Below are 25,883 nucleotides of genomic sequence, written 5' to 3' on the forward strand. Positions count from 1 at the left end.
TATGCACTTTCAGAAATAATGTTGAATCAGAAACCGTATTATACTTGACAAATGGTAGAAAAATAAACCAAATTCTTTTCTTTTTAAGATTTAAAAACTTATTATTGTTATTATCAGCTTTTAAGAATTTTTGTATAAGTGAATAATTGAAAACTTAAAGTAGTAGGAATATTAGGTAAACCATATTGATAATCATAGAAGAATGTTGCTGAATAACACGTCTTAAGAAAGCTTGTAAAGCATCAAAGAATAGGTGAATAAAATTTAATATAAAAATACCCCACCAGAATTTCTTTCTGGTGGGGTATTTGGTGGGGAACCAAATATAAGTAATTAGATTTTAGCGTTTTAAAACAATTCAAAATGCTGTTAAATCAATCAAGTCACTTTAAATTAGGTTTATATTTTATTCCCACTCTACAGTTGCAGGTGGTTTACTTGTAATATCGTAGACGATACGGTTAACGTGGTCAACTTCGTTAACGATACGAACAGAAATCTTTTGAAGAACTTCCCATGGAAGTTTCGCAAAGTCAGCTGTCATGCCGTCAATTGAAGTGATAGCACGGATAGCGATAGTGTAGTCATAAGTACGGCCATCACCCATAACACCGACAGAGCGAACGCCTGTGTTAACAGTGAAGTATTGCCATACATCACGATCAAGACCAGCTTTGGCAATTTCTTCGCGAAGGATAGCATCAGACTCACGAACAGTTTCAAGTTTCTCTTCAGTGATTTCACCCATAACACGGATGGCAAGTCCTGGTCCTGGGAAAGGTTGACGCCAAACGACTTCATCAGGCATTCCCATCTCAGTACCAAGGGCACGGACTTCATCTTTAAAGAGGGTGTTAAGTGGTTCAATCAATTCAAACTGCATGTCTTCTGGAAGACCACCAACGTTGTGGTGAGATTTGATTGTTTGAGCTGTCTCAGTACCTGATTCAATAATATCAGTGTAGAGTGTTCCTTGAGCCAGGAAGTCTACACCTTTAAGTTTGCTTGCTTCGTCATCAAAGACGTAAACAAACTCGTTACCGATGATTTTACGTTTTTTCTCAGGATCATCAACACCAGCCAAGAGGTCTAGGAAGCGTTTAGAAGCATCAACACGGATAATGTTAAGGCCAAATTTACCTCCAAGCATCTTCATAACTTGGTCACCTTCACCTTTACGGAGAAGACCGTGGTCAACGAAGATACATGTCAATTGATCTCCGATAGCTTTTTGCAAAAGGACACCAACAACAGATGAATCAACCCCACCTGAGAGCCCAAGAAGGACTTTACGGTCACCAACTGTTTCACGGATTTGTGCAATTTGCATATCTACGAAGTTAGCCATTGACCAGTCACCTTTGGCACCACAGATGCCAAAAGCAAAGTTTTTCAAGATATCATTACCATACACAGAGTGACGAACTTCTGGATGGAATTGGATACCATAGAAGTTTTTCTCAGTATCTTCCATCGCAGCGAATGGGCAATCCACTGAGTCACCAACAAGATGGAAACCTTCTGGAATTTCTGTAACAGCATCACCGTGGCTCATCAGAACGACTTGTTCTTCAGGAGTTCCAGCAAAGAGCTCTGATTGGGCACGAAGGCGAAGTGTTGATTGGCCATACTCACGGTTACCTGCTTCACCAGCAGGAACAACTTTACCACCGAGTTTGTGGGTCAAAAGTTGCATTCCGTAACAGATACCAAGAATTGGGATACCAAGCTCGAAAATTTCTTCGTCAATACCGAAAGCATCCTCGGCATAAACAGAGTTAGGACCACCTGAAAGTACGATACCGATAGGATTTATGGCACGGACTTCATCAGCAGTAATTTTATGGCTCTTCAATTCAGAGAAAACGCCAAATTCACGAATACGACGTGCAATCAGCTGATTGTATTGGCTACCATAGTCTAGAACAATGATTTTCTGCACATCATTCAAAGTAGAAATGTCAGTCATTATTACCCTTTCTTTTTACGTCACACATGGACTCTTTCTTATGCAATCATTGTATCACAAATTTATGGACTTAGCACCTAGATTTATACGAGAAACTGTAAGTCCCTTACTTATCTTTACAATTATGTCACTTTTTTTGTAAAATAGGAAAAAAGGAGGGGGGATTTGATGTTACCAGCGTATATTCGGATACATGATAAGATAAAGGAAGATGTTGATGATGGTGCTTGGAAAATCGGGCAACGTCTTCCTAGCGAGAGAGATCTTTGCGAGACTTTTGATGTGAGTCGGATGACTGTGCGCCAGGCGATAACACTTTTAGTGGATGAGGGGATTTTAGAACGCAAACCAGGCAGTGGAACCTTTGTGGCTAGCAGTCGAGTTAAGGAAAAAATGCGTGGAACTACGAGTTTTACTGAGATTGTCAAATCCCAAGGCAAGAAGCCGTCTAGTGAGCTTATTTCGTATCAACGTCTACATCCAAATGAGTTCGAAATCAAGAATTTAGGTGTCTTGCCACAGTCCCATGTCATTCGTATGGAACGTGTTCGTTTTGCCGATGACATTCCGGTTGCCTATGAAATTGCCAGTATCCCTGAGAAAATTATCCGAGGTTTTAAGGAATCAGATATTACCGAACATTTCTTCAAGACACTGACCGATAATGGCTATGAAATAGGAAAAAGTCAGCAGACCATATCAGCAAGTTCGGCCAATAGTAGTCTAGCCAAGCACCTTAAGGTTAAGACCGGTGATGCTCTCTTGAGTCTGATACAAATTTCCTTCCTCCAAGACGGACAGGCTTTCGAATATGTAAGAAGTTACTATGTTGGCGACCGTTTTGAATTTTATTTGGAGAACAATTAGAAGTCACTGCTTTTTTCTGCATAAGAATGGTGCTAACACCATGATTTTATGGTAAAATGGAGCTTATGGAAATTGAAAAAACCAATCGCATGAATGCCCTGTTTGAGTTCTATGCAGCCTTGTTAACAGATAAGCAGATGAACTATATTGAGCTATATTATGCGGATGATTATAGTTTGGCAGAAATTGCCGAGGAATTTGGTGTGAGTCGTCAGGCCGTATATGATAACATCAAGCGTACTGAGAAGATTTTAGAAGCTTACGAGATGAAATTACATATGTATTCAGATTACATCGTCCGTAACCAAATTTTTGATGATATCATTGAAAAATACCCTGATGATAGCTATCTTCAGGAACAAATTGCTGTGCTTAGTAGCATTGATAATAGAGATTAGATTCAAGCAGAGAGTAAGAGAGGAAATGATATATGGCTTTTGAAAGCTTAACGGAACGCTTGCAAGGCGTTTTCAAAAATTTAAGACGTAAAGGAAAACTTTCAGAGAAAGAAGTTCAAGAAGTCACTAAAGAGATTCGTTTGGCACTTCTTGAAGCAGACGTAGCTCTACCAGTTGTTAAGACATTTATCAAACGTGTTCGTGAACGCGCTGTAGGTCACGAAATTATTGATACTCTTGATGCTTCACAACAAATCATTAAGATTGTTAATGAAGAATTGACAGAGATTCTTGGGTCTGAAACATCTGAAATTGAGAAATCTCCAAAGATTCCAACAATCATTATGATGGTTGGTCTTCAAGGGGCTGGTAAAACGACCTTTGCTGGTAAATTGGCTAATAAGCTGATTAAAGAACAAGAAGCCCGTCCAATGATGATTGGAGCGGACATCTATCGTCCAGCAGCCATTGACCAGTTGAAGACTTTAGGGCAACAAATCAATGTTCCTGTTTTTGATATGGGTACAGAGACACCGGCGGTTGAGATTGTCAGAAATGGTTTGGAACAAGCGCGTGCCAATAAGAATGACTATGTCTTGATTGATACGGCTGGTCGTTTGCAGATTGACGAAACCCTCATGCAAGAGTTGCGTGATATCAAAGGTTTTGCTCATCCAAATGAGATTCTCTTGGTTGTAGATAGTATGATTGGTCAGGAAGCTGCTAACGTTGCCAAGGAGTTCAATGAACAACTAGATATCACAGGTGTCGTTCTTACTAAAATTGATGGTGATACACGTGGTGGTGCGGCTCTTTCTATTCGTGAGATCACTGGTAAGCCGATTAAATTTACAGGTACTGGTGAGAAAATTACGGATATCGAGACTTTCCACCCTGACCGTATGTCAAGCCGTATCTTAGGTATGGGTGACCTTCTTACCCTTATTGAAAAAGCTTCTCAAGAATACGATGAGAAAAAGTCTCTTGAGTTGGCTGAAAAGATGCGTGAAAATACCTTTGATTTCAATGACTTCATCGACCAATTAGACCAAGTGCAAAATATGGGTCCTATGGAGGATTTGCTTAAGATGTTGCCAGGTATGGCTAACAATCCTGCCTTGGCTAATGTTAAAGTAGATGAGAAACAGATTGCTCGCAAGCGTGCCATTGTGTCATCAATGACACCAGAAGAGCGTGAAAATCCAGATCTTTTGACACCAAGCCGTCGTCGCCGTATTGCCAATGGTTCGGGAAATACCTTCATCGAAGTAAACAAGTTTATTAAAGATTTCAATCAAGCCAAACAAATGATGCAAGGCGTTATGTCTGGCGACATGGAACAAATGATGCGTCAAATGGGTCTTAACCCAAATAATCTGCCAAAAAACATGCCAAATATGCCTGATATGGGTAATATGGACATGTCTGCTCTTGAAGGCATGATGGGTGGCGCTGGTATGCCAGATCTAGGGAATATGGATCTAAGCCAAATGCTTGGTGGTGGTCTTAAAGGTAAAGTTGGTTCATTTGCCATGAAACATGCGATGAAGCGGCAAGCTAACAAGTTGAAGAAAGCTAAGAAAAAACGTAAATAAGAAACTTAGAACGCTAGGGCATTTTGCGCTAGTGTTTTTTTCTGAAAAATATTGACTTATATAACTATACACTGTAACATACTAATGTATATACAGTAAAAAGGAGTAAATCATGAAACCTAAAAAGAGAATTCAAGAAATGACCTTTGCAGCTTTATTAACTGCAATTGCTATCCTTATCCCAAGTATCATGCCAATTAAACTAATCATCCCACCGGCTTCGTATACTTTGGGGAGTCATGTTCCAATATTTCTAGCTATGTTTATATCTCCCTGGGTAACTGTTTTTGTTATCTTAGCTTCTAGTTTGGGATACTTTATGGCTGGCTATCCGATTGTGGTTGTTTTTAGAGCCTTTTCTCATATTATATTTGGTTTTTTAGGCGCACTCTATTTGAAAAAATTTCCACGAACGATAGAAAATCATAAATCATCATTGCTTTTTAACTTTGTTTTAGGGCTTATCCATGCTATAGGTGAAGTTCTTGCTTGTGTGATTTTTTATTCAGTAACAGGAGAGGATTTCCAAAAACTGTTCTATGTTCTCTTTGTTTTAGTTGGTTTTGGTACTATTGTCCATAGTATGATAGACTATGTTATAGCATTATCAATTTTTAAAAGTATTCGAAAAATACGCTAGTTGAAAGAGGGGTGGTTGGTCTATAGCTTCAAATCGAAAACAAGAATTATTGGCACTCTTAAAGGGAGCTAAAGAGGCAATAAATGGACAGAGTTTGGCGGAGCATTTTGGTGTGACACGTCAAATCATTGTTCAAGATATTGCACTTTTACGTGCAGATGGTGCCCAGATTATTTCAACTAATAGGGGATATATCTTTAAAAGTAGCGATGACAATTCTTATGTACGTAGGCTGTTTAAGGTGAATCATACTGTGTCAGATATGAAAGATGAGCTTTTGGCTATTGTTGATAATGGAGGCCGTATTCAAAATATCATGATAGATCATCCAGTCTATGGAGAAATTCAGACTTTGTTGAAATAGACTTGTCGTCGAGATGTTAGTCATTTTTTAGATCAATCATCGTCAAATGACTTTCGCCCCTTATCTGATTTAACAAATGGCGTTCATTACCATCTTGTCGAAGCAGATAGTGAGCAGGATATGGCTTATATAGAAGAGGCACTAAATCATCTAGGATTTTTAGTTAAAGAATGAGATAAAAGAGAAATGTAAAAGTAGTTAGTTTCACTTGAAAACAACTGCTTTTTTTGATAAACTTATGTTAGTTTATTAACTTACGGAGGTAGCCATGTTTTCAGGACAAAGACTTAAGGAAATTCGAGAAGCACAAGGAATGAGTCAGGCAGCAGTGGCTAAGCATCTAGGAATTTCTCGCTCCTCTTATTTTAATTGGGAAAATGGTAAGACGAAACCAAATCAAAAGAACCTATCGATTTTGGCTGAACTTTTTGGCGTAGCTGAGACCTATTTTCTTTCTGAACATGAGATTGTAGAAGTTTACTTGGAACTAAATGAGGAAAATCGTCAGGAAGCTTTGCGACTTACTAAGGCTCTCCTAGAAGAGCAAGAAGCAGAAAAGCAGAAAGCACCTGTTATTTCGCTTTACTCTTACAAAGTTTTCGAGCGTTTATCAGCCGGAACTGGTTACACTTACTTTGGTGATGGCAACTATGATGAAGTTTTCTATGATGAAGAATTAGATCATGATTTTGCATCGTGGGTATTTGGAGACTCTATGGAACCTACCTACCTAAATGGTGAAGTAGTACTAATCAAACAAACGGGTTTTGATTATGATGGAGCTGTTTATGCTGTAGACTGGGACGGTCAAACCTATATCAAAAAAGTTTATCGCGAGGAAGATGGACTACGATTAGTTTCTCTCAATAAACGTTATGGTGATAAGTTCGCACCCTATGACGAAGATCCCCGAATCATTGGTAAAATTGTCGGTAACTTTATGCCTGTTGAGGCTTAGTCAACTTTTATCGATTGGGCATCTTAAACTAAATCTGATATAATATAAGTAAAGTGAAGCCAAGTCTTTGGCTTTTTTTAAAGAGTTTAAATCATATTTTACTAAGAAAATAAAGAGGAGAGATATACATGGCTACTATTCAATGGTTTCCTGGTCACATGTCCAAAGCCCGTCGACAAGTTCAGGAAAATCTTAAGCATGTTGATTTTGTAACAATTTTAGTGGATGCACGTTTGCCACTGTCAAGTCAAAATCCCATGCTGACTAAAATTGTTGGTGATAAACCAAAACTTTTAATTCTTAATAAGGCTGACCTTGCTGATAGTAATTGTACAAAAGAGTGGCGTAGCTATTTTGAGAGTCAAGGGATTAAAACCTTGGCCATTAATTCCAAGGAACAATCTACAGTTAAATTGGTGACAGATGCTGCTAAGAGTCTTATGGCTGACAAGATTCAACGATTACGTGAACGTGGTATTCAGAAAGAGACCTTGAGAACCATGATTATTGGGATTCCAAATGCTGGGAAATCTACCTTGATGAATCGTTTGGCTGGTAAAAAAATTGCCGTTGTAGGAAATAAACCTGGTGTGACAAAAGGTCAACAGTGGTTGAAGTCTAATAAGGACTTGGAAATCCTTGATACTCCGGGGATTTTGTGGCCTAAGTTTGAAGATGAATTGGTCGGCTTGAAGCTTGCTTTGACCGGAGCCATCAAGGACCAGCTCTTGCCAATGGATGAAGTTACGATTTTTGGACTTAGTTATTTTAAAACTTACTATCCTGAACGTTTAGAGGAACGCTTTAAAGGGATTGACCTTGAGGAAGAGGCACCAGAAATCATAATGGAAATGACTCGAAAACTTGGCTTCCGTGAAGATTATGACCGTTTCTATAATCTATTTGTCAAAGAAGTTCGTGATGGAAAACTAGGTCGTTACACACTTGATATTGTTGGGATCGATACTGATGGCGACAATTAAAGAAGTCAAAGAGCAATTGGCAGCATTGATAGATCTTGACGATCAACGATGGGCAAGTTTTGAGGAAGATAGTCGAGCTGGTGTACAGACTGCAATTAAGCAACGCCGTAAGGCTATCCAAGCTGAGATTGCTGAGGAAGAACGCTTAGAGATGATGCTCAGTTACGAAAAAGTACTTTATGCTCAGGGAGTTGAACTCATTGCAGGTGTTGATGAAGTTGGACGTGGCCCTTTGGCTGGGCCGGTGGTAGCTGCAGCGGTTATCTTACCAAAGTTTTGCAAAATAAAAGGTCTCAATGACAGTAAAAAAATTCCAAAATCAAAACATGAAGCTATTTATAAGCAGGTGATGAAGGAAGCAGTTGCTGTTGGGGTTGGTATTAAGGACAACCATGTGATTGACGATGTCAATATTTATGAAGCAACCAAGCTTGCTATGGCTGAAGCTATTGAAAATCTTAGTCCCAAACCTGAACATTTGTTAATTGATGCCATGACTTTGGACTTACCAATAGGACAAACATCAATTATAAAAGGGGATGCTAATTCTTTATCAATTGCGGCAGCTTCTATCGTAGCAAAGGTAACCCGTGATAAGATGATGGCTGACTATGATCAGGAGTTTCCTGGTTACGCATTTGCCAAAAATGCAGGCTATGGTACCAAGGATCATCTGTCTGGCCTAGATAAATTTGGTGTTACACCAATTCATAGAAGAAGCTTCGAACCAATAAAGTCAATAATAAAAAGTAGGTGAAGTGGCGTGATTTTAGCTATTGATATCGGAGGAACCTTTATCAAGTTTGGGTTAGTTGATGTAGTTGATGATGATTTTAAGATTAGCAATCAATCTAAAGTTCCAACACCACCAACGTTAGACGACTTTTGGTTGACTTTAGAGCATATTGTCTCGTCTCACAAGGATATCATTTCTGGGATTGCCATTGCGTGCCCAGGAGAAATAAATAGTAAACGTGGTTTCATTTTCAAGGGCGGTCTTATCCCTTATTTAACGGCTATTCCACTTGGGTCACGATTGACTAAAACATTTCAACTGCCTGTAAAGGTTATCAATGATGCTGATGCAGCGGCTTTGGCTGAAGCCAGATATGGAAGTCTACAAGAGTTAGATTGTGGGGCTGCCTTGGTTTTAGGTACGGGTGTTGGTTTAGGACTTGTCTCACAGGAGGACTTGCTATCACCTCTATCAGTTACCCAATATCTGCGAGCTCCAAGTCCCCAAAGCATGAGTCAAACCTCTCTTCCCTTCCAGTGGGAATTGTTTATGCATGGCTTAGTAAGTCTTGTCGATAACAAAGGGTCTGCAGTAGGCTTTATTCATGAAGCCAGTGAGTTACTTGGGTTAAATCAAGACGATGGTCCAACAGTATTCTCAGTGATAGAGGAAAATCAATCGGAAGATCTAAATCTTTTATTTAAAAACTATTGTCATGAAATTGCTGTTCTTGTACTAAATTTGCAGAGCTTCTTTAGGCTGGAGAAAGTTGTTATCGGTGGTGGTATCAGTAGGCAAGATACTTTAATTGAAGGAATATGCGATGCTTATGAGGAGTTATTTAATGATAAGTCTGAATTAGGTTTTGAGCCTATAACTCTTCAAGCCTGTCATTTCCATAACGATAGTAACCTATTAGGGGCGGCGTCTTATTTTGCCTCTGAAAATGATTTATAATCAAGGAAAGTTCCATAATGGAGCTTTTTTCTTTTCTGTTGCGAATAAAGAAAAGGAGGTATCTATATGAATAATTTTGAACTTTTTAAACTTAAAGCCGCTGGGTTGACGAATTTGAATATCTTAAATATTTTGGACTATCAAAAGACTAAAGATAGAAAATTGAGTTTACGTGATATGGCAGTGGTATCCAAGTCTAAAAATGCAGTACTCTTTATGGAAAAGTATAAGAGTTTAGATATTAAGCAACTCAAAGAACAGTTTGAACGTTTTCCTACGTTATCGATTTTTGATAAAGAATATCCCATTGAGCTGAAGCACACCTATAATCCTCCTGTTCTCCTTTATTATCAGGGAAATCTTGATTTACTGATTAAACCAAAGCTAGCTGTTGTTGGGGCAAGAAATTGTTCTGAAACAGGCAAGCAGTCTGTTCGAAAAATTGTTAGTGAACTTGGTAATCAGTTTACTATTGTGAGTGGATTGGCGCGTGGAATTGATACTTGTGCGCATATGGAGTCCTTGAAAAATAAGGGAAACACTATTGCAGTTATCGGGACAGGACTTGATGTTTATTATCCTAAAGAAAATAAAGCTTTGCAGGACTATATGGCTAAAAACCATTTAGTTCTTACAGAATATGGACCGGGGGAACAGCCTCTCAAGTACCATTTTCCTGAACGAAATCGGATTATTTCTGGATTGTGTCAAGGAGTTATGGTCGTAGAAGCTAAGCTTCGCTCGGGAAGCCTGATTACTTGTGAGCGTGCCATGGAAGAAGGTAGAGATGTTTTTGCTATTCCAGGAAATATTTTAGATGGAAAGTCAGACGGATGCCATCACTTGATTCAGGAGGGTGCAAAGTGCATCACGACAGGGTTTGACATTCTTTCAGAGTTTTCTTGAAAATCAAAGTTCTCCTATAGAGATAAAGTTTTTTATTGACAGTTAAAGAAAAGGAAGGTATCATGTTAGTTGCTTGGTTCAAGATGTTTCATTTTTTAATGTCTTGTGACTAGATTTTAGACAGATTAGTGGCGCAGCCAGTTTATAATATTACAAGGAAATAGTCTATGGCGACAGCAACGAAAACTAAAACAACAAAGAAAACGACAGCCAAAAAGGCGACTAAAAAGAGGGCGACACCAAAGAAAAATTTGGTCATCGTGGAGTCTCCTGCCAAAGCAAAAACTATTGAAAAGTACCTTGGGCGCAATTATAAAGTTGTAGCCTCTGTTGGGCATATCCGTGATTTGAAAAAATCAAGTATGTCTATTGATTTTGAAAACAACTACGAACCTCAGTACATTAATATTCGAGGTAAAGGACCTCTTATCAATGAATTGAAGAAAGAGGCTAAAAAAGCTAAGCAAGTCTTTCTCGCAAGTGACCCGGACCGTGAAGGGGAAGCCATTTCATGGCATTTGTCACATATTCTTGGTTTAGAGCCAGAGGAAAAAAATCGTGTCGTCTTTAACGAAATTACTAAAGATGCAGTGAAGAATGCCTTTGTGGAGCCACGCGCCATTGACATGGACTTGGTAGATGCGCAGCAAGCTCGTCGTGTCTTGGACCGTATTGTGGGTTACTCTATTTCACCTCTTCTTTGGAAGAAGGTTAAGAAAGGTCTTTCTGCAGGTCGGGTGCAATCGGTAGCTCTTAAGCTTATTATTGACCGTGAGAATGAAATTAAGGCCTTTAAACCAGAAGAATATTGGACAATTGATGGTGCCTTTAAGAAGGGGGCTAAGAAGTTTCAGGCTAGCTTCTATGGCTTGGATGGTAAAAAGCTTAAGCTCAACAATAATGACGATGTTCAAGCTGTTCTTTCTCGTATCACGAGTGATGACTTTAACGTTGACAAGGTAGAGAAAAAAGAACGCCGTCGTAATGCACCATTGCCATATACAACCTCATCTCTCCAACAGGATGCTGCCAATAAGATTAACTTCCGTACACGTAAGACCATGATGGTTGCTCAGCAGTTGTACGAGGGGATTAATCTTGGTTCAGGAGCTCAAGGTTTGATTACCTATATGCGTACGGACTCTACACGTATCAGTCCGGTGGCACAAAACCAGGCTGCTGAATTTATTACAGAACGCTTTGGTTCTAAATATTCAAAACATGGAAGCAAGGTGAAAAATAGTTCAGGAGCACAAGATGCCCATGAAGCTATCCGTCCTTCAAATGTTTTCCAAACACCAGAGAGCATTGCTAAGTATTTGGATAAGGATCAGCTTAAGCTCTATACCCTTATTTGGAATCGTTTTGTGGCGAGTCAGATGACGGCTGCAGTTTTTGATACGATGAAAGTGACCTTGTCTCAAAATGGTGTCATTTTCACAGCAAATGGTAGCCAAATCAAGTTTGACGGTTATATGGCCGTTTACAACGACTCTGATAAAAATAAAATGCTTCCTGATATGGCTGAAGGTGATACGGTTAAGAAGGTTGTGACAACGCCTGAACAACACTTTACGCAACCACCTGCACGCTATTCTGAAGCGACATTGATTAAGACTTTGGAAGAAAATGGTGTTGGTCGTCCGTCAACATATGCGCCAACGCTTGATGTTATCCAACGTCGCTACTATGTCAAATTGGTGGCTAAACGTTTTGAACCAACTGAACTTGGTGAAATCGTAAATAGCTTAATCGTAGAATTCTTCCCAGATATCGTGGATGTTAAATTCACCGCCGAGATGGAAGGGAAACTCGATAAAGTCGAAATCGGTAAGGAACAATGGCAGAAGGTAATTGATGAATTCTTCAAACCTTTCCAAAAAGAATTGGAAAAAGCTGAAGAAGGAATTGAAAAAATCCAAATCAAGGATGAGCCTGCTGGTTTTGATTGTGACCTCTGTGGTCACCCAATGGTCATCAAACTTGGTCGATATGGTAAGTTCTACGCATGTAGTAACTTCCCAGACTGTCACAATACTAAGGCCATAACCAAAGAAATTGGCGTTACTTGTCCAACCTGTGGTCAAGGTCAGGTCATCGAACGTAAGACAAAACGTAATCGTGTCTTTTATGGTTGTGACCGCTATCCTGACTGTGAATTTACGTCGTGGGATATCCCTGTTGGACGTAACTGTCCTAAATCAGGCGATTACCTCGTCGAGAAGAAAGTACGTGGTGGTGGCAAACAAGTCATCTGTAGTAACGAAGAGTGTGACTACAAAGAATCTATTGTTAAATAAAAAGAAAACTATCTCAAGTTAAAACTTGGGATAGTTTTTTGTATTTTATCAGAAAAACTGATACTTTCCTTAAATTTGTTTTTTATACTAAGAATGAAAAGAAAGGAGAGTTATTATGAAACGTTTAAGTCTATCAGGTTTCCAACTCAAATATATAGCCCTAATTACTATGGTATTCGACCATATTCATTATTTTTTTGATTATACAGGGAAAATACCTATTTGGTTTACTATGATTGGGAGATTAGCGGCACCCTTGTTCCTTTTTGCTGTGATTGAAGGTTTCGTTCATACACACAATCGAAAAAAATACTTCCTAAAGATTTATGCTTTAGCAATTTTGATGGGATTGATTCAGTTTGGTTTCTATAATTTTCTACATCCTCTAGTTAGACCAGATGGTTTCTTTCCACAAAATATGATGCTGTCGTCATTCGCAATTTTGCTCGTTGCTCTTCAAGGTATTGCTTGGATTCAAGAAAAGAAATACCTTAAAGGACTCCCAACTTTACTTTTTCCATTGTTACTTCCATGGTTAATGGTACCTTTTTATCTGCTAAGCGCAAACAAACCTATGTTAGGTTTTCTACTAAATTTACTCAATTTTACAGTGCTGCCAGTTCATACATTTATCAGTGACGGAGGAACGTGGTTACTTTTGACTGGTATCGCTATGTATCTTTGTCATAAGAATCTTAAGAAAGAAGTGCTTGCTTTTGTGAGTGTTAGTCTTGTTTGGGTACTAATGGCGATTGTTCTAGGCAGACCTTCTTTTCACGATTTAATGTTTAAATACATTGAATGGATGGAAATATTTTCAGCTCCTTTAATGCTTTGCTATAACGGTGAGAGAGGGAAAGGGTCAAAATATTTGTTCTACATCTTTTATCCAAGTCATATTTATCTACTTTACGCCTTGTCATTTGTCTTCTATAGATGATATGATAAGGGTACTTTGAAGGAAAGGAGAGGTTATGGCTCAGATACTTGTTGTTGATGATCAGGAAGATATTGTTCAATTGGTTGTAAAGGCTTTAGAGCTTCAAAATCATAAGGTGACGGGGCTTACAAGTGTTTTAGATTTGGATAAGAACTCGTTGCCACGCTTTGACTTGATTTTACTGGATATCATGATGCCTGATGTTGATGGTTTCCAGTTTTGTCATGAGATTCGTGATCAGGTGGATTGTCCTATACTCTTTATTACAGCCAAAACGCAAGAGGTTGATATTGTCCAAGGCTTGACTTATGGTGCTGATGATTATATTTGTAAGCCATTTGGGGTTAAAGAACTGCAAGCGCGTGTGGCTGCTCACTTGAGACGTGAACATCGTGAGCGTCACCATAAGCTTTCACTTGGGGATTTTCAGTTTGATTTGTCGGCTCAGGAGCTTTATGTTGAGAATCAGTTGTTAGATTTGACTAAATCGGAGTACGGTATTTGTCAATTTTTGGCTGAAAATAAGGGTCAAGTCTTTTCAAAAGAACAAATCTACACGCATTTGTACGGCTATGAGGATAAAGGAAGTCCAACAGCAGTGGCTGAACATATTAAAAATATCCGTGCAAAGCTCAAAGATGTTGGGCAAAATCCTATTGAAACAGTCTGGGGGATTGGTTACAAGTGGCACTAATAAAAAAACGAGAATACTCTCTAAGAACAATCTTGTTATCTTATGTCGTTAGCCTGACGATCCTCTCGGCAATCAGCAGTCTTCTTATTTTGTATTTGTTCAGTTTGTCTTATCGTTTTGGAGTTGTGATTCCAGCAAATCAAGTTGAGAGTGATTTGTCTGCTGTGAGAAGTGATATTGAAACTTCTAAGGTCTTTAATCCCGAGATTTTACCTGATGGTACGAGTTATGTCTTTTTAACTAGAGATTTTAAGCTTAAAAAGTCTAACATGCCTGTTAACTTGCAAGAAGAATCCTTACTAAATTACCAATTCAAGAATGCTCACGGTGGGATATACGGCTATTTTCAGTCTTTTGAACGGTCAGATGGTATAGTCATTGTCAACTATCAATTATCACCTAGGTATCATAATGCGTGGATGAATCAGCATTTTCCAAATGCTGATATATTGATGATTGGCTCAATGATTGTATTCATTCTCCTCATATTTATTATTTTAACTTTTTACTATGCAAATAAATTAAGCCAGCAGCTTAAACCTATATTAAAAGTTACTGAAAAAATTTCCCAACAAGACTTGGATTTTAAAACCACTCAGTCTACAATTAAGGAGTTCAATCAGGTTTTAAGTGGTTTGGATCATATGCGAGTAGCACTTCGTGAATCTTTGATGGAAAATTGGAGGGCTGAGCAAGATAAGCAAAATCAAATTTCTGCCTTAACTCATGACCTAAAGACGCCCCTTACAGTTTCCCGTGGCAATGCGGAACTTTTAGCCATGACACCCTTAAATGCAGACCAAATGGACTTATTAAAACATTTTCAAAAGGGGATTGCACAGGTTGATGCTTACGTTAAAGAATTGTCAGAACTCAACAAAATGAGTTTGAAGAAAACCCTGTCGCTTGAAGACATTTCGGTTAGGGAATTTGTTGAAGACATTTACGATCAAACCTTGTCATTAGCTCAAACCAAACAAATCAATGTGGTATTTGACAAGAAGGAAATTGCGAAAGAAAGCATAGGCAATTGGGATAAGTCCTTGTTGAATCGAGCTATTATGAATATTGTTTCAAATGCCGTAGAGCATACACCCAGTGGCAGTCAGTTGCTCTTGACCGCTAGGGTAGAAGAAGATGAGTTCAAGTTTGTCTGTCTTGATTCTGGCCCTGGATTTTCCCTTGAATCACTTGAAAAGGCCACTCAGCTCTTTTATCAAAAGGATAAAAGTAGACAGAGCCGCAATCATAGTGGCCTTGGTCTGACTATTGCTAATGATATTATTCGTTTACACCATGGTAGTCTTTCTCTTTCAAATGACAATGGCACGGGTGGTGCTAAAGTGACTATCATTTTACCCCTTTAAACCCAGATGACTCCTAGTCGCCAGACGAGGAGTTTTTTGCTATACTACTAAGAGTAAAAATGAAGAAAGATTTGTGGGAATAGGATTTTATCTTATTCCCGAAGAGGTATTAGTGTCATGTCTCAATCAAAAGCAGATTATATTAACGTGATTGGAGCTGGTTTGGCCGGATCCGAGGCGGCTTATCAGATTGCCAAACGTGGTATTCCAGTAAAACTTTATGAAATGCGCGGGGTCAAAGCAACACCACAGCATAAGACAACAAATTTTGCAGAATTGGTTTGCTCTAACTCTTTCCGTGGCGATAGCTTGACAAATGCTGTAGGGCTTCTTAAAGAAGAAATGCGTCGCTTGGACTCTATCATTATGCGTAATGGAGAAGCTCACCGTGTTCCAGCTGGTGGTGCCATGGCGGTTGACCGTGAAGGTTATGCAGAAGCAGTGACAGCTGAAATTGAGAACAATCCATTAATTGAAGTTATCCGTGAAGAAATCACAGAAATTCCTGATGATGCCATTACAGTTATTGCTTCAGGACCATTGACTTCTGATGCTTTGGCTGAAAAAATTCATGAGCTTAACGGTGGAGATGGCTTCTATTTCTATGATGCCGCTGCACCAATCGTTGATAAAGCGACTATCGACATGAACAAGGTTTACCTTAAGTCACGCTATGACAAGGGTGAAGCAGCTTATCTAAACTGTCCTATGACTAAGGAAGAGTTCATGGCTTTCCATGATGCCTTGACAACAGCTGAAGAGGCTCCTTTGAATTCCTTTGAAAAAGAAAAGTATTTCGAAGGGTGTATGCCTATTGAGGTCATGGCTAAACGTGGCATCAAAACAATGCTTTATGGCCCTATGAAACCGGTCGGTTTGGAGTATCCTGAGGATTATAAGGGGCCACGTGACGGCGATTTTAAGACACCTTATGCGGTTGTTCAGCTTCGTCAGGACAATGCGGCTGGTAGTCTCTATAACATCGTTGGTTTCCAAACCCACCTTAAATGGGGAGAGCAAAAGCGTGTCTTCCAAATGATTCCAGGTCTTGAAAATGCTGAATTTGTGCGTTATGGGGTTATGCACCGCAACTCTTACATGGATTCGCCAAACTTGCTTAAACAGACCTTCCAATCAAAATCAAACCCTAACTTGTTCTTTGCTGGACAAATGACTGGTGTTGAAGGTTATGTTGAATCAGCTGCCTCAGGTTTGGTTGCTGGAATCAATGCAGCCCGTCTTTTTAAAGGTGAAGAGGAACTTATCTTTCCTCATACAACAGCTATCGGGAGCCTTCCATATTATGTGACACATGCTGAAAGCAAACATTTCCAACCAATGAATGTTAACTTTGGTATTATCAAAGAATTGGAAGGCTCACGTATTCGTGACAAGAAAGAGCGTTATGAAAAGATCGCAGAGAGAGCTCTTAAAGATTTACAAACTTTTATAGAAGCTTAATGCGAACATAAAAAGCCCTCACAAGAGTGAAGGCTTTTCGTTTTAGAGAGGAGCGAATAGAAATATCAATTAACCAAAGAATTTCTTAGCGATATCTTGACCTTGTTTGATTTTAGCCCATTGTTGAGGTGTTGCCAACTCATTACCTGAGTTACATGAGGCGAAACCACATTGGTGAGAAGGGAAGAGACGCTCTTTAGGAAGGATTTGACTAGCTTTTTCAAGCAAGTCAAGGACACGTTCTTCGTCATCAAGGTCAGTTGTTTTAGATGACAAAAGTCCTAGAACATAGCGTTCAATTCCTTTAAATCCCCAGACAAAGTCTAAATGCCACATAGAACGTCCAAACTCACCATCAGTAAGGATGTCAATACCGTTAGCTTTTTGGTCAACCACAATTTGCTTAATATTTGCAGTTTCAGTTTCTTGATAACCAGGAAGGGCATCGTAGAAAGGATACTGGATGTTGTCACGGTGCTCGATTTCGTCCTTGTATTTACGGAGATCCGCAGGACGAAGGAGAGAACCAACTAATTGAAATTTAGATTTTGTCATAAGATTCACCTCAAAATAAGATTTTATGTCTATAATACTTTTTATTTATTTCAATTGAAAATCGTTATTTTCTTTCTGAGGGTATAGTTTAAGAATATATAAGGTTTTGATCTGCAAAATGACACTTCCTATGGTAAAATGAAAAGAAAACAATGAAGGTTGGGAACATGCAAAAAACATTTTTTATTATTAAACCAGATGCTGTAAAACGACACTTGATGGGACAAGTGATTGATCGTATTGAACGTCGTGGCTTTATTATTGAACGCATGGAGATGCTGACGCTTGACGAAGAACGTCTTAAAGAACATTATGCTCAATTGGTTGATAAACCCTTTTTCCCTAGTATTTCTGAATTCATGATGAGTGGTCCATCAGTGATTGGTATTATGTCTGGTCCAGGTGTTATCAAGTCATGGCGTGATATGATGGGAGCAACTAATCCTGGGGATGCTGCTCCTGGAACGATTCGTGGAGACTTTGCAACCGCACCAGATGGTGACATGATTCCAAACATTGTTCATGGCTCTGATTCAGAAGAATCTGCGGCTCGAGAAATTAAGATTTGGTTTGGTGAGTAAGATGGATTTAGTACAGATTCAATCTGATTTAGCTAAGGGTGGACTGTTAATTGATGTCAGAAGTCCAGAAGAGTATTCAGAAGGTCATGTTAAGAATGCCCTCTTGATTCCTCATACACAATTTTTTTCTGCTGAGATTCCAGCTGAAAAAGACGCTTCCATTTACCTCTATTGTAAAATGGGACCTCGTGCAGAATTTGCTGCCTCAGTCCTTAAAGAGCGAGGCTATACTAAGGTGACTAATCTAGGTGGTTTGGATGATATGGAAGCCCTAGGGTTTAAGTTTGAAAAATAATAGAAATAAGGTCACTAGTAGTGATCTTATTTGTTTGCAGAAAGCATGACAATTTATTGACAACGCTTTCATAAAGTGGTAAGATTTTTATTGAGTTAAGACAAAGCCTATGAAAATGACTTTGCCAGAACTTGACTAACTTAGCGTATTCCAATTGAGATAAGGCTTCTTATTAAGCCAGTGACTCTAATTGGTAGAGGAGGATTTCGTATGTCAAAAGTTGCTATTGTTACAGGTGCAGGTCAAGGTATTGGTTTTGCGATTGCAAAACGCTTGGTTGAAGATGGTTTTAAAGTCGGAATATTGGACTATAACGCTGAAACCGCTGAAAAAGCAGTTGCTGAATTGTCAGAAGACAAAGCATTTTCCGTTGTAGTAGATGTGTCTAAACAAGCTGAGGTAGCAGCAGCTTTCCAAAAAGTAGTTGATCACTTTGGCGACTTGAATGTTGTTGTTAATAATGCTGGTGTGGCACCAACAACACCGCTTGACACTATTACTGAAGAACAGTTTCAACGTACATTTAATATTAATGTTGGTGGAGTTATCTGGGGTGCACAAGCTGCCCAAGCACAATTTAAAGCACTTGGTCATGGTGGTAAAATCATCAATGCAACTTCACAAGCAGGTGTCGTTGGTAACCCTAACTTGACTGTATACGGTGGAACTAAATTCGCAGTTCGTGGTATTACTCAAACTTTGGCGCGTGACTTGGCTGATTCAGGTATCACTGTAAATGCTTATGCACCAGGTATCGTTAAGACTCCAATGATGTTTGATATTGCCCACGAAGTTGGTAAAAATGCTGGTAAAGATGATGAGTGGGGTATGCAAACTTTTGCTAAAGATATTACCCTCAAACGTTTGTCAGAACCTGAAGATGTTGCAGCAGCAGTTAGCTTCTTAGCTGGACCTGACTCAAACTACATCACAGGTCAAACAATCATTGTTGATGGTGGTATGCAGTTCCATTAAGATTAAAAGGGAGAGCGAAATGCTCTCTCTTTTTTGCTTGATAAAAAATAATATTTCTGATAATATAATTATAAATATTTATGGTTTTAAAGGGGATTCCTATGTCAGACATTTTACACTATATTGCTGAGCACCCGTTTTATAGTCTTTTTCTATTGGGAATTGTTGTACTAGCCTTTGGTTTAGCTCCATTTTCAAGTAGTTCAATAGAGAACAAGCGTTCAGCTATTATTAATAAGCACTATAACGATAATTTCAAGAAGTAAAAAGCCCAAACTATACCGGTTTGGACTTTTTTTACTGTTATTTTAGCTGTTTTCATCTTCCACAAGGTCATGTATATCTTTTTTTAATTCACTTGTTTGAATGATTGATTCTTCCCCTAAAGCGTTATATTTTTCTTTATCTTTTTTTGAGTAAACTTTTTTAGGATGGAATTTTTTGTTAATTAGAGTAATCATTTGACGACGTAAGTTCATTTCTTCATTAATATTTTGTTTGTCTCGTATCCAAGCAACTGTTAAGACAAATAACATGATCATTCCAATATATCCCAAAATTGGATACATGAGCCCAACAAGTTCCTTGAATCCCATAAATGAAAGAATGAAACCAATTATTACCGAGGTGATAAGGTAAATACGAAACTTCTTGACGTTATCACCTGAGAATCGTTTAGCGAGAGCATAAAAAAGACTAAAGGCAGTGTTAAAGATTAAACCAAATATTACAATTGCGTAGGTAAACGCAAACAATGGATGAACCCTGTTGGCTAAAATTAACATGGGAATATCGACACCTTTTATACTATCTACATTAGCGAATAAGACAAGTGAAGCAACAGCAATAATCAATCCGACTATAGCACCACCAATGGTACCACTTTTTTTGGCGACACCAATTCGCATAATTGAGCCTCCAAGTACAAATGCCATGGATACACCGGTCATCACACAAAGTGCAAAATAATTTATGACAGCCATCCAAATATTCGGCATTGCGGGTGTAAGTTGACGAGCAACCATATCTAGATGGTTAAGGTTGTAACTTTTACCGATAAAAGTTTGACCAGCAATAATGAGTATCATAATAATTATTATTGGTGTGAATATTCCAATGATATTAGTGATTTTCTCAAAGTCCATAAAACTGACGATAATGACTAGGGCTGTACAAATCAAGGCACCAATCCAAATAGGAAAACCAAACTGCTGATGCAAATTAGAACCTGCTCCAGCAATCATGACAAAACCAATAACAAAACAAGAAATAATAAGGGATAGGTCTAAGATTTTATTGGTAATTGGATGAGCTATTTTAGATAATACTTCAGAATGATCATTAGACCGATAATAACTTCCTAGTGTAAGGATTATTTTCCCAAAAAAAGCATTTAGTACAGCGAGAACTAAAACGCCTAATAAGCCGACTAATCCAAAGCTAACAAAATATTGCATAAGGTCCTGTCCAGAGGAGAGTCCTGCACCGACAATGATTCCTACGTAGGCAAGTGCTACTGATAAAATTTTCTTAAACATAAACATCCTTTCAACTATTTATTTCTAAAAAAGATTATTATATTCTATTTTAATTAGTAAGTTTAACAAAAATATTACATATTCTTTGTTTAGAGGTAAAGATGATTAGGAAATCTGTAATTGTTCAGAATTTTGTTACTAATAAAGCTACTTCTAAAGTAATAAACTCATTAAAGGAAGAAATTCCTTTGATGTTTGGTAAAAGACAACTAAGTATGAATAACCTATGTAATCTGGTAGATAGAGATAGGCAAAAGCCTGTCTTTTTTGTATAATAGGAGGTAACGATTAGTTTTTTTATAATCACAAGTAAGAACTAGGAAAGATAAAAATGCCAAATATTGAAGAATTAAAACAACGACAGGAGAAGATTCGTAACTTCTCAATTATTGCCCATATTGACCACGGTAAATCAACGCTTGCTGACCGTATCTTGGAAAAGACTGAGACAGTATCAAGTCGTGAGATGCAGGCGCAACTCCTTGATAGTATGGACCTCGAGCGTGAACGTGGTATCACTATCAAACTAAATGCCATTGAGCTTAACTACACAGCTAAAGACGGTGAGACTTATATTTTCCACCTTATCGACACACCAGGACACGTGGACTTTACTTATGAGGTATCACGCTCCCTTGCTGCCTGTGAGGGTGCTATCTTGGTGGTAGATGCAGCTCAAGGGATTGAAGCACAAACACTTGCCAATGTTTACTTGGCACTTGATAATGACTTGGAAATCTTACCAGTTATCAATAAAATCGACCTTCCAGCTGCAGATCCTGAACGTGTGCGTACAGAGGTTGAAGATGTTATCGGACTAGATGCTTCGGAAGCCGTGCTTGCATCAGCTAAAGCTGGTATTGGTATCGAAGAGATTCTCGAACAAATCGTTGAGAAGGTTCCTGCGCCTCAAGGTGATGTGGAAGCACCTCTCCAAGCCCTTATCTTTGACTCTGTTTATGATGCGTATCGTGGTGTCATTCTCCAAGTGCGTGTGGTTAACGGAATGGTTAAACCAGGCGATAAGATTCAAATGATGTCTAATGGCAAAACCTTTGACGTTACTGAGGTCGGTATTTTCACACCTAAAGCTGTTGGCCGTGACTACCTTGCGACAGGTGATGTTGGTTATATAGCTGCCTCAATTAAGACTGTTGCTGATACTCGTGTCGGTGATACAGTGACACTTGCAGATAATCCAGCAGCAGAGCCACTCCATGGCTATAAGCAAATGAATCCAATGGTCTTCGCCGGTCTTTATCCAATTGAGTCTAATAAATACAATGACTTGCGTGAGGCCCTTGAAAAGCTCCAATTGAATGATGCCAGTCTTCAATTTGAGCCTGAAACGTCTCAAGCCCTTGGTTTTGGTTTCCGTTGTGGTTTCTTGGGTCTTCTTCACATGGATGTTATCCAAGAGCGCTTGGAACGTGAGTTTAACATCGATCTCATCATGACGGCACCATCGGTAGTTTACCATGTTAACACTACTGACGGTGAGATGCTTGAAGTGTCTAACCCATCTGAGTTCCCAGATCCTACACGCATTGATGCTATCGAAGAGCCTTATGTTAAAGCTCAAATCATGGTTCCTCAAGAATATGTTGGTGCGGTTATGGAGTTGGCACAACGTAAACGTGGTGATTTTGAAACCATGGAATATATCGATGATAATCGTGTTAATGTTATTTATCAGATTCCACTTGCCGAAATCGTCTTTGATTTCTTTGATAAATTGAAATCATCAACACGTGGTTATGCAAGCTTTGACTATGAATTGTCAGAATATCGTCGTTCACAATTGGTGAAAATGGATATTCTCCTTAATGGTGACAAGGTCGATGCCCTTAGCTTCATCGTTCACAAGGAATTTGCTTACGAGCGTGGAAAACTTATCGTTGATAAACTTAAGAAAATCATTCCACGTCAACAATTCGAAGTGCCTATCCAAGCGGCTATTGGTCAAAAAATTGTTGCCCGTACAGATATCAAAGCCCTTCGTAAAAATGTCTTGGCAAAATGTTATGGTGGTGACGTTTCACGTAAACGTAAACTCCTCGAAAAACAAAAAGCCGGTAAGAAACGTATGAAAGCCATCGGTTCGGTTGAAGTACCACAAGAAGCCTTCTTGTCAGTACTTTCAATGGACGAAGATGAGAAATAAGAGTAATAGTCAGAATGTGATGTTCTGGCTATTTTTGTAAAAAAGTTATGATAAAGATGATTTTAAACTTTCACTTCTCAAAGCGTGGAAGGATTTATGCTGCGACTATACTAATGCTTTTCTTTTTAGGGAAATGGCTATACAAAGCATGTAGCAGACTTACAGACTGCCCTAAAAGCAGATAAGGTAACTTCCAATGAGATTTTTCTAGTCGTCAACAATATGTTGTACTTAGTCATGTAGAACCCACATACTATATTACGATAATACTATAAAATCGGACTTAGAGAATATAAAGAAGATAGATAAGGATTCATGGGGCTTTTAGTCTTATCAGGAAACCCATCACAAGCATTTTTCTCAGCTTTAGGCTATAATATACAAAAGGAATGTTGGGAGGGCCACTATGGATATCACAAATTTTATTCCTAGTCAGCGACAGGCTATGTTGAAACGTTTTCAGCAAGTGGAGGCCTTGGGATTAGGTGCAATTCGTATTGAGTTGAAGGTTGTTAATCCTGTAGGTATTATTTATGAGTGCTACATTATGGCAGGGGATAATTATTTTTCTGATCAAGCAGTGGTGTCTTTCCGTATTCTATACGAAAAGGACCTGGATAGGATTTCTTTGGACGTGGTGGACATCCCTGGGCGATCAAGCTTGTCAAATTACCTCAAGCTATTGGGAATTTTTGAAGGCTTGCAAAATTATCTCAATCGAGAGTTTGCTAAGGTAAAAAATAGTTAAACACCTGATAGCAATCAGGTGTTTCTTTTTACGTTTGAAGTGCAAAATTTCACAATCTTTTTTTCACAAGATTGTCTAAAAACTGTGCTATAATGATAACAGAATTGTGAAGTGATTAAAGTTTGTGAAAAATGGAGCATACTTTAACTCTTTGTGACCTATACTTGAAAGGAAAGTGGGCTCTGTTTTTGAAGAGCCAGAAGGACTGTGTTCATGTCAGATGAAAAGCAATTGTATGGTGCGGACTTAGTGGTTGATAGTTTAATCAACCATGATGTTGATTATGTCTTTGGTATCCCTGGAGCAAAAATCGATAGGGTTTTTGATACTTTGGAAGATAAGGGACCTGAATTGATTGTTGCCCGTCATGAGCAAAATGCCGCTTTTATGGCTCAGGGTGTTGGACGAATTACAGGCAAACCTGGTGTTGTTTTGGTAACATCTGGTCCTGGTGTATCCAATTTGGCTACTGGATTGGTAACAGCTACGGATGAGGGAGACCCTGTCCTTGCTATTGGTGGTCAGGTTAAACGTTCAGATCTTTTGAAACGTGCCCACCAATCAATGAATAATGTTGCCATGCTTGAGCCAATTACTAAGTATGCAGCTGAAGTACATGATGCTAATACCCTTTCTGAAACAGTAGCAAATGCCTATCGCTATGCTAAATCAGGGAAACCTGGCGCAAGCTTTATTTCAATTCCTCAAGATGTAACTGATGCTACAGTCAGTGTTAAGGCTATTAAGCCTATGACAGATCCAAAACTTGGTTCAGCATCTGTTTCTGATATTAACTATCTCGCACAAGCCATTAAAAATGCCGTATTACCGGTCTTACTTTTAGGGAACGGTGCTTCATCAGAAGCTGTAACTTACTCTATTCGCCAGATTTTGAAACATGTTAAATTACCAGTTGTTGAAACTTTCCAAGGTGCTGGTATTGTGTCACGTGATCTTGAAGAAGATACTTTCTTTGGTCGTGTAGGCCTTTTCCGAAATCAACCAGGAGACATGTTGCTTAAGAAGTCTGACTTGATTATTGCCATTGGTTATGACCCAATCGAATATGAAGCGCGTAACTGGAATGCTGAAATTTCAGCCCGTATCATTGTAATTGACGTTGAACCTGCTGAGGTGGATACTTACTTCCAGCCAGAACGTGAGTTGATTGGTAATGTTGAAGCAACTTTAGATTTGCTCTTGCCAGCTATTCAAGGTTATAAATTACCTGAAGGATCGGTTGAATACCTTAAAGGATTGAAGAATAACGTTGTTGATGATGTTAAGTTTGATCGCCGACTTGAAGAAGGAAAGGTACATCCGCTAGATTTGATTGAAGTTTTGCAAGACCAAACCAAAGATGATATGACAGTCACCGTTGACGTTGGTAGTCACTATATTTGGATGGCCCGCTATTTCAAATCTTATGAACCACGTCATTTGCTTTTCTCAAATGGGATGCAAACTTTAGGGGTTGCTCTTCCGTGGGCCATCTCTGCAGCTTTGGTTCGTCCTAAGACAAAAGTCATTTCTGTTTCTGGTGACGGTGGTTTCCTCTTCTCAGCACAAGAATTGGAAACGGCAGTTCGTTTGAAATTGCCAATTGTTCATATTATCTGGAACGATGGTCATTACAATATGGTGGAATTCCAGGAAGAAATGAAGTACGGTCGTTCATCTGGGGTTGACTTTGGTCCAGTTGATTTTGTAAAATATGCTGAGAGCTTTGGAGCAAAAGGATATCGTGCAACAAGTAAGGAAGAGTTTGCTAGCTTGCTTCAAGAAGCCTTGGTTCAAGCTGTAGATGGACCAGTCCTTATTGATGTTCCAATTGATTATAAAGATAATATTAAACTTGGCGAAACTATCTTGCCAGATGAATTTTACTAAGA

Annotated in this window: 24 protein-coding genes and 1 pseudogene; 22 read left to right on the plus strand and 3 right to left on the minus strand. The window is 38.8% G+C overall.

The window, feature by feature from the left end:
- Window positions 1-406: 406 nt before the first annotated feature.
- A complete protein-coding gene (guaA, locus tag ADF62_RS07090) occupies window positions 407-1,969 on the minus strand; it encodes a glutamine-hydrolyzing GMP synthase (RefSeq protein WP_048788464.1) in 1,563 nt (520 codons plus the stop codon).
- Window positions 1,970-2,137: 168 nt separating this feature from the next.
- Between guaA and ADF62_RS07095 the strand changes: the two genes are divergently transcribed.
- From ADF62_RS07095 to trmFO, 15 genes and pseudogenes are all read left to right on the plus strand, one after another.
- Window positions 2,138-2,836, plus strand: coding sequence for a GntR family transcriptional regulator (locus ADF62_RS07095; protein WP_003092716.1), 699 nt, complete (start codon window positions 2,138-2,140; stop codon window positions 2,834-2,836).
- A 65-nt stretch (window positions 2,837-2,901) separates the two neighbouring features.
- A complete protein-coding gene (locus ADF62_RS07100) occupies window positions 2,902-3,234 on the plus strand; it encodes a putative DNA-binding protein (protein WP_003092415.1) in 333 nt (110 codons plus the stop codon).
- A gap of 32 nt (window positions 3,235-3,266) precedes the next feature.
- Window positions 3,267-4,829 carry a signal recognition particle protein gene (gene ffh, locus ADF62_RS07105; protein ID WP_003092909.1) on the plus strand — a complete coding sequence of 521 codons (1,563 nt, stop codon included), beginning with the start codon at window positions 3,267-3,269 and terminating at the stop codon, window positions 4,827-4,829.
- A 112-nt stretch (window positions 4,830-4,941) separates the two neighbouring features.
- Window positions 4,942-5,469 (plus strand): ECF transporter S component, encoded by a 528-nt coding sequence (locus ADF62_RS07110; protein ID WP_003093073.1) that lies wholly within the window; start codon window positions 4,942-4,944, stop codon window positions 5,467-5,469.
- A gap of 22 nt (window positions 5,470-5,491) precedes the next feature.
- Window positions 5,492-6,007 (plus strand): annotated as a pseudogene (locus ADF62_RS07115) (transcription repressor NadR).
- A gap of 94 nt (window positions 6,008-6,101) precedes the next feature.
- Entirely contained in the window at window positions 6,102-6,791 is a 690-nt protein-coding gene (locus ADF62_RS07120) for an XRE family transcriptional regulator (RefSeq protein ID WP_003092569.1), read from the plus strand.
- Between the two features lie 128 nt (window positions 6,792-6,919).
- Entirely contained in the window at window positions 6,920-7,774 is an 855-nt protein-coding gene (ylqF, locus tag ADF62_RS07125) for a ribosome biogenesis GTPase YlqF (RefSeq protein WP_048788465.1), read from the plus strand.
- Window positions 7,761-8,531 (plus strand): ribonuclease HII, encoded by a 771-nt coding sequence (locus ADF62_RS07130; RefSeq protein ID WP_048788466.1) that lies wholly within the window; start codon window positions 7,761-7,763, stop codon window positions 8,529-8,531. The genes ylqF and ADF62_RS07130 overlap by 14 nt, the downstream gene beginning before the upstream one ends.
- 6 nt (window positions 8,532-8,537) lie before the next feature.
- Window positions 8,538-9,467, plus strand: coding sequence for an ROK family protein (locus ADF62_RS07135; RefSeq protein WP_048788467.1), 930 nt, complete (start codon window positions 8,538-8,540; stop codon window positions 9,465-9,467).
- Window positions 9,468-9,533: 66 nt separating this feature from the next.
- On the plus strand, window positions 9,534-10,373 hold the full coding sequence (dprA, locus tag ADF62_RS07140; RefSeq protein ID WP_003093081.1) for a DNA-processing protein DprA: 840 nt from the start codon (window positions 9,534-9,536) through the stop codon (window positions 10,371-10,373).
- Between the two features lie 167 nt (window positions 10,374-10,540).
- On the plus strand, window positions 10,541-12,673 hold the full coding sequence (gene topA / locus ADF62_RS07145) for a type I DNA topoisomerase (protein ID WP_048788468.1): 2,133 nt from the start codon (window positions 10,541-10,543) through the stop codon (window positions 12,671-12,673).
- A gap of 115 nt (window positions 12,674-12,788) precedes the next feature.
- Complete coding sequence (locus ADF62_RS07150; RefSeq protein WP_048788469.1) at window positions 12,789-13,613, plus strand: TraX family protein; 825 nt, start codon at window positions 12,789-12,791, stop codon at window positions 13,611-13,613.
- A 34-nt stretch (window positions 13,614-13,647) separates the two neighbouring features.
- Window positions 13,648-14,307 carry a response regulator transcription factor gene (locus tag ADF62_RS07155; RefSeq protein ID WP_048788470.1) on the plus strand — a complete coding sequence of 220 codons (660 nt, stop codon included), beginning with the start codon at window positions 13,648-13,650 and terminating at the stop codon, window positions 14,305-14,307.
- Window positions 14,298-15,674: a sensor histidine kinase gene (locus tag ADF62_RS07160; protein ID WP_048788471.1), complete on the plus strand. Its 1,377-nt coding sequence runs from the start codon at window positions 14,298-14,300 to the stop codon at window positions 15,672-15,674. Before ADF62_RS07155 ends, ADF62_RS07160 begins: the two co-directional genes overlap by 10 nt.
- Window positions 15,675-15,791: 117 nt before the next feature.
- A complete protein-coding gene (gene trmFO / locus ADF62_RS07165) occupies window positions 15,792-17,135 on the plus strand; it encodes a methylenetetrahydrofolate--tRNA-(uracil(54)-C(5))-methyltransferase (FADH(2)-oxidizing) TrmFO (RefSeq protein WP_048788472.1) in 1,344 nt (447 codons plus the stop codon).
- A gap of 69 nt (window positions 17,136-17,204) precedes the next feature.
- Here trmFO and ADF62_RS07170 read toward each other — a convergent pair whose 3' ends face one another.
- Window positions 17,205-17,690, minus strand: coding sequence for a hypothetical protein (locus ADF62_RS07170; protein WP_048788473.1), 486 nt, complete (start codon window positions 17,688-17,690; stop codon window positions 17,205-17,207).
- Window positions 17,691-17,857: 167 nt separating this feature from the next.
- Here ADF62_RS07170 and ndk point away from each other — a divergent pair, with 167 nt between their 5' ends.
- From ndk to ADF62_RS11195, 4 genes are all read left to right on the plus strand, one after another.
- The gene (gene ndk / locus ADF62_RS07175; protein WP_160312382.1) at window positions 17,858-18,271 is read left to right on the plus strand and encodes a nucleoside-diphosphate kinase; all 414 of its coding nucleotides are present in this window, start codon (window positions 17,858-17,860) and stop codon (window positions 18,269-18,271) included.
- A gap of 1 nt (window position 18,272) precedes the next feature.
- Window positions 18,273-18,566: a rhodanese-like domain-containing protein gene (locus tag ADF62_RS07180; RefSeq protein WP_048788475.1), complete on the plus strand. Its 294-nt coding sequence runs from the start codon at window positions 18,273-18,275 to the stop codon at window positions 18,564-18,566.
- A gap of 210 nt (window positions 18,567-18,776) precedes the next feature.
- Entirely contained in the window at window positions 18,777-19,541 is a 765-nt protein-coding gene (locus ADF62_RS07185; protein WP_003092657.1) for a (S)-acetoin forming diacetyl reductase, read from the plus strand.
- Between the two features lie 101 nt (window positions 19,542-19,642).
- Window positions 19,643-19,807: a hypothetical protein gene (locus ADF62_RS11195; RefSeq protein WP_003093033.1), complete on the plus strand. Its 165-nt coding sequence runs from the start codon at window positions 19,643-19,645 to the stop codon at window positions 19,805-19,807.
- A 42-nt stretch (window positions 19,808-19,849) separates the two neighbouring features.
- Here the strand turns inward: ADF62_RS11195 and ADF62_RS07190 are convergent, their stop codons facing one another.
- Window positions 19,850-21,079 carry a membrane protein gene (locus ADF62_RS07190; RefSeq protein ID WP_048788476.1) on the minus strand — a complete coding sequence of 410 codons (1,230 nt, stop codon included), beginning with the start codon at window positions 21,077-21,079 and terminating at the stop codon, window positions 19,850-19,852.
- Between the two features lie 331 nt (window positions 21,080-21,410).
- On the opposite strand from ADF62_RS07190, the gene lepA reads away from it, so the two are divergent.
- The 3 genes from lepA to alsS all read left to right on the plus strand — a co-directional run bounded on the left by lepA (window position 21,411) and on the right by alsS (window position 25,881).
- On the plus strand, window positions 21,411-23,243 hold the full coding sequence (lepA, locus tag ADF62_RS07195; RefSeq protein ID WP_003092624.1) for a translation elongation factor 4: 1,833 nt from the start codon (window positions 21,411-21,413) through the stop codon (window positions 23,241-23,243).
- A 406-nt stretch (window positions 23,244-23,649) separates the two neighbouring features.
- A complete protein-coding gene (locus ADF62_RS07200) occupies window positions 23,650-23,991 on the plus strand; it encodes a hypothetical protein (RefSeq protein WP_048788477.1) in 342 nt (113 codons plus the stop codon).
- Between the two features lie 213 nt (window positions 23,992-24,204).
- Window positions 24,205-25,881, plus strand: coding sequence for an acetolactate synthase AlsS (gene alsS, locus ADF62_RS07205; RefSeq protein WP_048788478.1), 1,677 nt, complete (start codon window positions 24,205-24,207; stop codon window positions 25,879-25,881).
- The last annotated feature ends 2 nt before the right edge of the window (window positions 25,882-25,883 follow it).

It is taken from the genome of Streptococcus sp. 1004_SSPC (assembly GCF_001069025.1).
In the GTDB taxonomy this organism is placed as follows: Bacteria; Bacillota; Bacilli; order Lactobacillales; family Streptococcaceae; genus Streptococcus; species Streptococcus vestibularis.